Origin of the sequence: uncultured Bacteroides sp. (assembly GCF_905207245.1) — a bacterium.
Lineage (GTDB): Bacteria > Bacteroidota > Bacteroidia > Bacteroidales > Bacteroidaceae > Bacteroides.
Window position 1 is genome coordinate 50,056 of sequence record NZ_CAJLKP010000012.1, and the last position, 12,255, is coordinate 62,310.

Sequence of the window (12,255 nt, forward strand, 5' to 3'; positions counted from 1 at the left end):
GGTATGACAGCGCAGCTACTTGTAGCTCGTAGCTTGTAGCTTGTAACTATTCCATCCGGTACACTCCAAACGAACGTGGTTCAAGTTTCAGTTTCAGAGATTGCCCTTCTACCTGTACCGGGCGTATACGGGGAACAATCGCTTCCTGGTCCAGCGTATTTACTGTGCGCCAATTGTCATTCTGTAAGTAAGTGCAGGAACCGGCAACCAACTGACGTTTCTTCAAACCATTGAAATCAATCTGAACATCGGCAGGTTTACTACTTGCATTCACCAGTTTCAGGATGATTTCTCCGGTAGGTGCATTCAGTGCAGCTGTTGCATAGAGGCTGTCCTGCCCTGCTACTGCTTTGCCATCCATCTTCAGGCTGAGCACATCGGTACCGGCATTCATGCCGTACATCTGCTGAACGTAATAGTTCGGTGTGCGCATCATACGCAGGTTATCGAACCAAATCAGGTCCGGATTCCACTGCCAAGCGTCTACGTGAGCAAACAACGGCGCATAAGTAGCCAGATGAACAACATCCGCATTCCGTTCCAACCCCGTCATAAAGGCAGCTTCGGAAAGGGCGGCGAGGAAGTTGTTATCCTTCTTCGTGGAATGATCGTGTGAAGCATATTCTCCGGCGAAAACCTTCGGACCTTTACGGTCGTAATTGTCATAGCGTGACGCATTGCCAAAGAACCAATCAGGATTCATGTAGTAGTGTTCGTCCACCAGGTCTACACCGATACGCTTCATTTCGGGCCAGAGATAATCGAATTTATCACCGCCGGCGCTCGGGCCGGAACTACCTACAACCTTCACATCAGGGTATTTCGCACGGATAGCTTTTGTGAAAGCTTCGAGGCGTTCTACATAAACCTTGTCCCACTGTTCATTACCGATACCGATCATCTTCAGATTGAAGGGTTCGGGATGTCCCATATCGGCACGCACCTTTCCCCAGGTGGAAGTAACAGGGCCGTTGGCGAATTCAATCAGGTCGAGTGCGTCCTGTATGTACGGGTCTAGCTCATCCATCGGAACCACTTCGTTGCTTTCGTACTGGCAGGAGAGCCCGCAGCTGATTACCGGAAGAGGTTCTGCACCAAGGTCTTCGCTCAACAGGAAGTATTCGAAGTAACCAAGTCCCAAAGTCTGGAAATAGTCAGGGAAGGCTTTATGTTTGAAGGTGTAGTTCCAGCGGTTTTCATTCAGAGGGCGGTTTTCAACAGGACCTACGGAATTCTTCCACTGGTAACGGGTTTCAAGACTGTTACCCTCGATGATACAACCACCGGGGAAACGGAATACGCCCGGGTTAAGGTCATAAAGGGCTTGTGCGAGGTCGGCACGCAGACCATTCTCACGTCCTTTCCAAGTATCGACAGGGAACAGGGAGATATGATCCATATCTACCGTACCCTGTGTTTCGAGGACGATACGCAGGCGGGCATGAGCGTCTGTGAAAGGAGATTTCAGCACCGCCGTCAGCTTTTGCCAGTTATTGCCGCTGACTTCGATTTCTTTCTTCAACAGATTCTGTGCATTGGAGTTGACGAGTTCGATGGAGAGCTTCATCGGCTTCGCATCCGGCGTGCGGGCATAAACGGAGAAACGGTATTCTTCGCCTTGCTTCACACCGATGCCGCGGTAACCTTCATTATCCAGTCCGGCACGCAACAGGCGGCCGTCGTTCACTACGCGTACATAGTGAGGATTGCGGTCAAAACAAGGATTTGCATCCTGAACGGTTACATTACCGAAAGGCACCCAACCCACGAAAGGTTGTGGAAATTCAAACGAACGGTTCTTTACCAATTCGGCATACAGACCGCCATCGGCACCGAAGTTGATATCTTCGAAGAAGATGCCATACATTTCAGGTTGTATCTTTGCCGTCGGTTTAGAAACGTCGACGGTCATTACATGCTGTTGTGCCTGCATGCTCAAAGCAAGAGACAAAGCAAAAAGGGCAGTTAACTTTCTCATTACTATATCTTATTTTTTCTTTTCAATATTCTGATGGATACGTATCACTGTAAACGAATAAGCAGGCATAGAGTAAGAAAAATCATTTCCTTCTACCTTGAAATCAGAAGAAGCGGGTTTAGCTCCTCTGTCTTTCGGATCACCTGTCAATATCGTTTTCGTAGCCGAAGGATTTACCAAAGTAACTCCGTCCAACTTCACTTGGGAAGAAACTTCCACCGGAAGCATATTCACTAACTTCACAATATAATCTCCGGTATTAGCATCTTTCACAACTGATACTCCGACACGTTTCTTCACGGCATCCCAGCCATTATTCAGTTTTACCGTAGAAGACAAGTATTCGGTACCGGCATTCTGACCATACATCTGTTGGGTATAGTAGCCTACTGTGGGTTTTACTTCCGTATTATTGAAATAGATCAAGTCCGGATTCCATTGTGTATGGCCTTCTTTAGCCAACAGAGGAGCATAGGAAGTCATTTCTACCACATCACCGTTACGCTCTACTGCCGTCAGATAGAGAGCTTCGGCAAGCGCAGTTTCTACATTATTGGGGCGGCCCGGCAAGTGGGCGGCATATTCGCCTAAGTATACTTTCGCCTTTGTACGATCATAACGGTCGTAATAATCCTGATTGTGAATCAGCCAGCCCGGTTCTACATAATAATGTTCGTCAACCATAGGTACACCCAACTCGGTAGCAAGGTCCCAACCTACTTCATAATCCGTACCTTCATAGAACGGGCCTGTAGTACCAATCACTGTCACTTCCGGATATTTCTCCTTGACAGCATCGAATATCATCTTGAAACGTTCTACAAATACTTCCGTAATCATGTCTTCGTTACCAATACCGATATACTTCAGATTGAACGGCTTCGGATGTCCGGCTTCGGCACGCTTCTTACCCCACACAGTCTTGCGAGCATCTCCGTTGGCATATTCTATCAGGTCGAGAACATCCTGAATATATTGCGGCATTTCTTCCATCGGAATACCACCCTGTTGTCCCATGCAAGTAAGTTCACCTTTAGAATGGTGGGCGCAGGTACCAGAGTTCTGACAAGGTACGCCGGCTGCAAGCACAGGTACGGGTTCCGCACCCATATCTTCACAGAACAAGAAGTATTCGTGGTATCCCAGACCACGGGTTTGATGGTAGCCCCAAAGGTTACGCAGAGGCTTACGGGCTTCCAACGGACCGATAGAACCTTTCCAATCGTAAATATTGTCGATACCATCTCCATGAGCCACACATCCACCGGGGAAACGTACGAAACGGGGATGCAGGTCGGCAAGCGTTTGTGCCAGATCGGCACGAAGTCCGTTCTTACGACCTTTGAAAGTCTTTTGCGGGAAGAGGGAGACCATGTCCAACGCCAATTGTTGAGTACCCTTCCAAACAAGAGGAGTAATAGTCAGTACGGCATCCGTGGCATCCTGGTATGCTGTCAGCACAGCGCGCTGTTTCTTCCATTCTTTAGAGGTAACGGAGAGTACAGCCATTGCCACTTCTTTACCGTCTTTCGTCTGCAAAGCAACTTTCACCTTTCCGCCTTTTCCTACCAGCATTTTTGAGAAGAAAGAGAAATCGTACTTCTCTTCTTTCTTCACGGCAATACCATCGAAACCCGAATTCACCAGCGATACTTCAGCAGGCATGTTCACTTCGAACACTGCATAATGGGAATTATTGGGATGTATCGGATTCTCCGTTGCGATGCTCAATTTTCCATTCTCTCCCTGAACACTCCAGGAATGTGTACTGTTCCAATTCTGATCGTTACCACGGTCAGTAGGAGCATATTCAAAGTCACGGTTCTGTATCAACTCAGCGTATAAACCACCGTCTGCCGCATAGTTGATGTCCTCAAAGAAAATACCAATCAGATGGTTACTGATATTCTTGGCTTCATCAGCTTTCACCCGGATAGTAGCATCTACCGGTTTCAGGTTTACAAAACGAACTGGATCTTGTTCTGTACGTTCGGCATTCAATGACTGACGATATTTCTTGGCTTCAGCATAGCGGATGATACCCTGAACCGTAGAATAAGGTACTTCCTGCATCCAGCCTTCCTGTTCCTGCCCGTTTATCACTACTTTCTTTTCGGTAGTGGGGAATACATCTTTCGGCTCGTACTTACTACGCTCTGCCGGAGAGAAATACTTCTGTGCTTCCCACTTCTGCAAATCAGGCGAAGTTACATAGGCAAGCGCTTCACCCGTATTGGTGGCTGCCCAGATACAATGCCATTTGCCGTCGGCACGGGTTTGCGTCAGGTGGGGTTTAAACATTGTTTTCGCACGTCCCCACGGGCCGAAGTCAGAGTTTACATAAGCAAAACCATCTGCCACGCTGAACCATTTCTCTCCATCGGGGCTCCAGGCAAACTTCAGACCGCTTCTGCCGTCATGGTTGGAGTACGAGAAGAGGTAAACTTGGTCAGGTTCGTTCATCACAGCATCTACCTTTGCCTGCACAGGCAACACAAAGGATAGCAGCAGACACAAACTTAAAAACTTCATCAATTTGTTCATGGTATTAGTATTTATCGATTTATTTGTTTTTCCAGTATTTTCTCAGTCTATCAGCCTCTTTCTTAGTAATATGAATCACCGCCCCATGCTTGGGAGACGTAAAGCTAGTGGCTTTCATCACTCCCTCATTGAAGTGTCCCAAATGTGTGAAGTTCACAAAATCAGCAGTCTCACTGAAACCAAAGTTATGAGGATTGATACTATAAATGTCATACATCACTACCCATTTGTCCTCGCCGATGCGTTTCCACATATTGGGTGCTTCGCAAGCACCCGGTTCCGGATCAATCCACTCCGGCAGATAGGTATAACCACGATTTATATGTTTAGAAACCGCCTGCTTGATGCCAGGAGTTCCATCGTGAGCTACATAAAACATATGATACTTGTCACCTACTTTGGTGATATCCGCATCAATGGCTGATTTCGTAGCATCAGGATACTGGAACAACAGGCGCGGTTCTGTCTCCAAGCCGTCAAAGTCTTCGTTTGCATAAGCATAATAGAGCATATTCCGTGCATTGCCCATGCGCATGGTGAAGTACACCATGATTCTACCTGCATGTTCGTCATAAACCAGTTCGGGTGCCCAGGCACAACCGATTTCATCATACCCCGGGAAGGATTTGTCTATGCGGACTACATGGTGCGTCCAGTTAATTAAATCCTTCGATTTCATCAGTACCAACCCGCGGTTGTTACCCCATCCGTATTTTGCACCGTCTCTCTCCCACTCCGTATTACGTAATCCTTTCTTTTGAGCAAAGATGTGTAAATCAGTCATTGCTATATAGAATGTACCATCCGGAGCACGGTAGATGTGCGGGTCACGAATTCCCTTCTGTTCGGCAATCGTATCACCGGCAATGATAGGCTGACCGTTATTCACATCCGTAAAAGTATATCCGTCGTCACTTACGGCAAAGTACAGGCTGTGCGTATCATCTTTAAAATAAGTAAACAGATAGGCCCCCATTTCCTTTTCATCCGTCTTCCACTCACGGGTCAGCACTGCGCCACCTTCCGGTTGAAGGGTCAGTTGCAATTTGCCGTCCGCTTTCAGCTTCACCGATTGCAGCCCGGGTTGCAACAGTTTGTCGTCATTATAGAGAGAAACGGTTTGTCCTACCAACATGGGAAGTTCGAGTTTCAGCTTCAACACTTCCTTTGTACCATTCACTGCCGCTACATACCATTGCTGGCCATGACGACGGGCAATCACTGCATACTTTCCGGGATAACCGTCAACGAAACGAGTCTCATCCCATGTGGTCGGCACTTGCTTCATAAAGTCAAGGCAAACCTGCGGGGCATCTGTCAGATTATTGGGAGCTAAAGCATAGTTCTGAATAGGATTCTGGAACAGTACGGCAGTAGCCAACTGGAATACATCGGTAGTTCGGCGTGTGGTTCCACCATTATTGCCACGGTTCAGGCGTTTGTTCAGGAAGGTGCCGCCAAACTCCATACAACCCACCGTATTGCGGATAAACGGATGCAGACAAGCATTGAAAGCCTCTTCATCACAGAAATGCTGGTTGAAAATCAAATTCTCGGAAGCCAGGACTGCCTCGCTGCCCACATAATTAGGATACATACGTTCCCATCCTCTCGGCACTGTGCAACCGTGGAAGATAACCATCAAACCATGGTCGTCAGCATCACTCAGGATAGCTTCGTACAAGCGCATTGTTTCCTGCTTGTCTCCACCAAAGAAGTCTACCTTGATACCTTTGACGCCTTGTTCCTGCAACCACTTCATTTCACGCTTGCGCGCAATGGGGTTGTCCATCAGGTTAGTAGGACCTTGTTCTATATCATTCCAGTAACCACTGGAGCTGTACCACAGGAATACATCAACCCCTTTGCCTTGTGCATAATCAATAAATGACTCCATACGCTTATGGCCAATATTCGTATTCCACCAGTTATCTATCAGCACATACTCATATCCCATAGCCGCAGCCAAATCGACGTAACGCACCTGGTCGTCATAGTTGATGCTTCCGTCCTGCCAGAGAATCCAGCTCCATGTGCCACGTCCCATCCGATAGTCATGTTCCGTTTCATACAATGGTTCTACGACGTCCCAAATCACGGTGGTTTCTACAATAGGTTTCAGTGTTTCGCCTACAGTAATCGTGCGCCACGGGGTAGAACCCGGCAAAGAAAAAGCCGGAGCCACTGTTCCGTTACCATTATTTTCTTCAACCATGGGAAAAGCTACTGTATATAGATTGCCTTCGGCAACATCGCTCAAGCGCGAACCGCAATAATGGCTATCGACTCCCGTCTCGCTGATGAGCACCCATCCGTCTTCACCCACACGGTAAAGACAAGGGAAGGTATATCCATGTCCGTATTGCGAACGCACATCCATCGGGGCATCCGCTTTATATTCTTCTTCATAACTGGGTTTGGTACGTTTCCAGCCTATCATGGCATCACTCTGTGGAGTAAGAAAAGTAGTGGTTTGCGCCGGGAAGCGGAAACCGGTCTTTTCATTGTCTACAATGACACTTCCCCGTTCGCCTTGTTTAGGCAATGTATAGCGGAAAGCCACATCATTGTCACTCACACGGAATGTCACGTCCATCTTTTGCCCTTTTGCATTGGTAAAGGCACATACCAATTCATTGGCACGGTAGTGTATGCGTGAAGTCTTGATACGCGTCTGGGTATAAACGGTATCAATCTTTCTCTCTTTGTGTCCGGTCAGTTTCATTGCTTTCGCAAAGTCTCCTACATTGGTTTGCAATCCCAGGGGAGACGATTCGAGCATTTGCTTGCCGTTATAAGTGAGAGAATACGCAGCTTCTCCCCCTTCCGGACACGAAACGGTTAATTGCAGTTTACCGTCAGGTCCACTGACGGTTACATCTTGTGCAGCCAGCGGTAATGTGACCGCCACACATAAAAAGGCTAATCCTTTCAGTCTGTTTTTCATGTTTAAAAATGTTTCTCAGGTATTTAAATAGTCAGTATTATCTAAAGGGTAGGAATTACTCGTTTAATCGTTCCGTCTTCATTGAATTCCATGCGGTCAATACATACTTCCCGATGCGTACCCGGACTATCCTTCAGATAGTTCTTATTAATACGATGATAAACGATATACCACTCATCTGTACCCGGAATTTGTAGTACTGAATTATGTGCAGGACCATAAATTTCTTTCTCCGGGTTCTGAATCAATGCGATGGGATCTTTGGCTACTTCAATCGGACCAAGCGGCGATTTAGATGTGCCGTATGCCACATGATAATTAGGTGAACCGGTGTCATCCACCGACCACATAAAATAATAGAGTCCATTACGATAGAACACGTAAGGCGCTTCACGGAAAGCATAGTCCTGCAAAGTACCTCCTTCGGGAGTCATCACCGTGAGGGTTTTCTTCTTGATGGAAACCATGTCTTTATTCAATTCCGCACCAGCCATATAGCCATTGCCCCAATACAGGTATGACTTGCCTGAAACAGGGTCAGTGAAGACATCCACATCAATCTGCTGGCCACGGCCTACGGGAGATTCTGTTATAATGGGATAACCCAAATCTGTAAACGGTCCGGTAGGAGAATCTGCCACGGCTACTCCAATCTGTTTTCCGCCTTCCTTAACAGGATTGCCACTATAATAGAAGAAGTACTTATATTCTCCTTTTATCAGCTTTTCTTCGATGCACGGTGCCCATGCATTACCGTTTGCCCAAGGTACTTGGTCGGATTTCAAGTCAAGCATAACACCTTCGTACTTCCAGTTCTTTAAATCATCCGAGGAGAAAACCGTAAAGTACCATCCTCCCCAACCGGGTTGCCCGTCGGTAGTAGAATAGATATAATATTTCTTTGTCTTTTGTGAATACAGAATTTCGGGGTCGGCATGAAAGCCCGGCAATACAGGGTTGTTGGGCAATGCACCCAGCTCAGCAGGTTTACCCCATTTATCAGTGATACGTATCAATTCATCACGGGTAATGGGAATAATCGTTCCATGGCGGGGGTGGAAGTTCATCTTCACCTCGCTGTCTATGACTTTGAAGTTCTTCAGGTCGGTGGTTTCCGTAAACTGGTATCTGCCTTTCGTATATACATCATACATCAATATATACTTGTCCTGATTAATCAGCTTAAACGTACCTGCCCCCTCCACAGCATCTGTGGTCTGTTGCTTGTAGTCAGGTTCTTCTTCCCACTGACCGGAGGTCAAAGAACAGGTGGTAGCTACTTTAATACCATTTCCGTGTCCTTCGGTCTTATAGAACAGATGGTATATACCATCTTTATATACGATGTCTCCATCGATACATGACTTTTTATTCTCCGGAATAAACAAGGGCTTGGGTTCGCCTTCCAGGTCGGTAAAGTCTTCATTGGCATAAGCATAGTAAATCACATCGGCGCCATCACCGTACTTCATAGACCAGTAAACCATATACTTTCCGGCTTCCGGATCAAAAACGGTTTGCGGTGCCCATACCCTTTTCAGTTTTTCCTGTCCGGGGTAGCGTTTCTGCATGTTAATGATAGAGTGCTTCCAATTTACGAGATCATCAGATTTCAACAGTACCATTGCCCGGTTTGAATCCCAACCATTATCGGACACCATATCCGTCACCACCATATAGAATGTTTTCCCATCCTGTCCTCTAAGGATATGCGGATCGCGTACGCCGCCGGTTGAACTGATAACTTTGGAGTCGATGACAGGTTTACCATCATTCAATGCCCAATATGCATATCCATCCATACTCACAGCATAGCATACAGCTTCCTGGCTGATATGATTTCCCGTAAAATAAGTGAATAAATAAGCTACATAATCCTTCTCTGGAAGAGGCTCTTGCTGAGAAAAAGCCGGGAGCACAGACAATAATAAAGCTATTGCCATAACTCTCATTCGCAATAAAATACTTTTCTGATTTACCATAATTATTTTATATTAAAGCACTTAGAAAGTGTAAAAATAACACTTCATTGAATATTCTACAAATAAGGCGCATATGTTACACAACATATACGCCCATAAAACCTATCTAATCAATGTAAATTCAAAAAACGTACCATCTCACAAGCGGCCAGCAGAAATGCTCCCACTCCAAAATTGGCAGTTGAATTGGCATCTACCACTTGTCCCGGAATTGCCTTTTCTCCAATAGGTTGCACATAACCGATGCGGCCATCCGGTTGCAAAGCAACAGTCGTCAGATATTTCCAAGCTTTATCCACTACCGGTTGATAAGTGGCCTTATCCAGATAGCCATTGTTCATGCCCCACAACAGGCCATAGGTAAAGAAGGCTGTGCCACTGGTCTCAGGTCCCGGCGCATGCTCGGGATCGAGCAAACTGCGTGTCCAATATCCTTCCGGTTGCTGGCAGGCGGCTACTGCTTTTGCCATGGCCTGGTAACGGTTGATGTATTCCTGGCGGTATTCGTTGTTTTCGGGCAAATCCTTCAGGACTTTAGCCAACGCCGCAAGCACCCAGCCGTCTCCGCGGGCCCAAAAATCTTTCTTACCATTCGCACTCTTATGCTTAGGATAGATGTATTTTCCATCCCGGTAGTAAAGGGCATCTTCGGAGTCGTACATCAGACTGTCGGCAAATGCCCAATATTCATGCAGTTTTTCCAGATAAAGCGGGTTGTTTGTTATCTTATATAATTTAGTCATCACGGGCATCACCATATAAAGACCGTCGGCCCACCACCAATAATCATTCTTATCGGTACTCATCTGATACTCCATCACTTCACGGGCGCGGGCTATCTTCTGCGAGTCCGGCTCCAAGTTATACAAGTCGGCATAAGTCTGGAAGCAAGTCTGGTAATCGCCAAAAAGTACATAGTCATTACTTTCTCCATAGCTGTATTTCCATTCGGCTTTATCGTCCGACTTGGCACCCTTCCATTCATTGTGCTCTGCCCAGGCTTTGGAGTAGTTCATGAAAGCTGTGTCTCCGGTGAGGAAGAATGCTTCCATATTGCCTGTATGGTAGGCGGCATTATCCCAAAAGGAACGCCCATGCTTCGGGTTCTGCTCCTGCCAATAGTTATTCACTTTATAAATTATATCCACTACTTCTTTAGCCTCATCTTGCGGAGCGGTGCAAGCCGACAGCCCGCTCAGGCAAAAAGCTAAAAGTATTATATTCCCAAAAAACGTTTTCATACAATTTTTCTCTTTACTATAGTTACTATATTATTCACTTTCATTCATAAAAAACGACAAAACTCCGGTCTGCCAAAGACCTTCGTAAATTGACTCCCGGAGTGAACCTAATTCAGTCGTATACTGAATTAGGTTCACTCGTATACTTAACCCTATTCAGTCGGTACCTCATTGTACCCCCTCTCAAAAGGCATTCTCAGCGGTGGTACGGAAAAGCCTGCCATGACTACAAATAATAATTACATTAATGCAAACTGTCCACTTCCAGCACATATATAGGTTGGGGCTCAAAAGCAACCATTTTTTCTCCGTCACCTTGCTTTGTGTGTTGCACAAAGAGATGGAGACGGCGTTTTTGCTTCCAAAGCTCCGTATCATGCGACGGCTCCCAGGCATCTACCGGAAAGTCTGTCAGGTCAGTAAAACTCCATTCGCCTGTACCTACAGCGGCGGCATGTGCCATCGATACCCGGCTTCCCCGTTCCTCGTCACGGAAGATGTAGAAGATTTCTCCGCCTTCCACCACAATACGCGGACGGGCAATGGGAATCATCTTAGTGCCACCGCCTTTCAGAGAGAAAGGAGTATGACGATCCGAAACCTGACGGTTATGCCACGTCTCTCCGTCATGCCATACGATACGGTATTGGGGTACTTCACTATCGGGACTGCGCCAGTAAGTGGCAATATAAGGATTGCCGCTTGCATCAGCGCTCATACTGGTCTGATTGATTAATTCCGAATTTTGCGGAATGCGGCAGGCATATTCTGCATTATTGTAGCGGATAGGCAAGTCATATTTCTTGCCGTTCGCCTTATACCACGTCACGCCATTGTCAAAAGAACGGGCATAGCAAAGGTCATGGTTGGTTTCCACATGCCACGTTTCACGCCACACCCAGGATAGGTGAATGGTACCCTGCTCGTCCACATAAAGTTGCCAGTAAGCATTCCGTTTATCTTCACCGTCAATCAGTACATCTTGCACCCGGTGCCATTTCTTCTCTTTTACGGAATAACGGTTCATGACCAGATTACCCCGCCCGGAGGAACCGGAACGATATACATAAAGCAAATCTCCCCCATTCAGCGGATAAAACTCCGGATAGGTCACATTTCCCTCATCTATGCCGGTCATGGATTCTTTGTCTCCGAGTTCCAGCGCATGCGGGGCGGTGCTGCGGCAATAGTTCAATTTATGTCCGTGATGGTCGAACGATACATGCAAATAGCCATCTCCATCCAGCATCATACTGATGATATTATGGGCGTCTTTTACATTTCCCTTGTATTGTGTCCGGTTCAGTGTCCACTCGTCAGAATCCAGTTTCCGCTTGCCCAACACCAGATAGCCATCGCTGTCATAGTAAGAGATATATTGTTCATCCCCTTGTGTCACAAGCGAGTTGTTCCTGAATACGGTAGTATTGACTGACGTCTGGCTATATCCTTTACCCACTTCCACAAGCCGGGTTTGCTGTGCCCGAAGTGCGAAAGTTGTTGAGAGAACCAGAAAGAAAGAGAGAATGTATCTGTTCATAATAGCTTGATTTTTCATGATAC

The 12,255-nt window shown here is 46.6% G+C and carries 6 protein-coding genes; all 6 read right to left on the reverse strand.

Annotation, left to right across the window (positions count from 1 at the left end):
- Nucleotides 1-46: 46 nt before the first annotated feature.
- The 6 genes from QZ135_RS05905 to QZ135_RS05930 all read right to left on the reverse strand — a co-directional run bounded on the left by QZ135_RS05905 (nt 47) and on the right by QZ135_RS05930 (nt 12,232).
- Nucleotides 47-1,978 carry an alpha-L-arabinofuranosidase C-terminal domain-containing protein gene (locus tag QZ135_RS05905; protein ID WP_294606740.1) on the reverse strand — a complete coding sequence of 644 codons (1,932 nt, stop codon included), beginning with the start codon at nt 1,976-1,978 and terminating at the stop codon, nt 47-49.
- Nucleotides 1,979-1,987: 9 nt separating this feature from the next.
- Nucleotides 1,988-4,522 carry an alpha-L-arabinofuranosidase C-terminal domain-containing protein gene (locus QZ135_RS05910; protein WP_294606743.1) on the reverse strand — a complete coding sequence of 845 codons (2,535 nt, stop codon included), beginning with the start codon at nt 4,520-4,522 and terminating at the stop codon, nt 1,988-1,990.
- A gap of 19 nt (nt 4,523-4,541) precedes the next feature.
- Nucleotides 4,542-7,469 (reverse strand): glycoside hydrolase family 97 protein, encoded by a 2,928-nt coding sequence (locus tag QZ135_RS05915; RefSeq protein WP_294606745.1) that lies wholly within the window; start codon nt 7,467-7,469, stop codon nt 4,542-4,544.
- Nucleotides 7,470-7,510: 41 nt separating this feature from the next.
- Nucleotides 7,511-9,412 carry a family 43 glycosylhydrolase gene (locus tag QZ135_RS05920; protein WP_294606747.1) on the reverse strand — a complete coding sequence of 634 codons (1,902 nt, stop codon included), beginning with the start codon at nt 9,410-9,412 and terminating at the stop codon, nt 7,511-7,513.
- A 149-nt stretch (nt 9,413-9,561) separates the two neighbouring features.
- Complete coding sequence (locus QZ135_RS05925; protein WP_294606749.1) at nt 9,562-10,692, reverse strand: glycoside hydrolase family 88 protein; 1,131 nt, start codon at nt 10,690-10,692, stop codon at nt 9,562-9,564.
- A gap of 244 nt (nt 10,693-10,936) precedes the next feature.
- Complete coding sequence (locus QZ135_RS05930; protein ID WP_294606751.1) at nt 10,937-12,232, reverse strand: BNR repeat-containing protein; 1,296 nt, start codon at nt 12,230-12,232, stop codon at nt 10,937-10,939.
- Between the last annotated feature and the right edge of the window lie 23 nt (nt 12,233-12,255).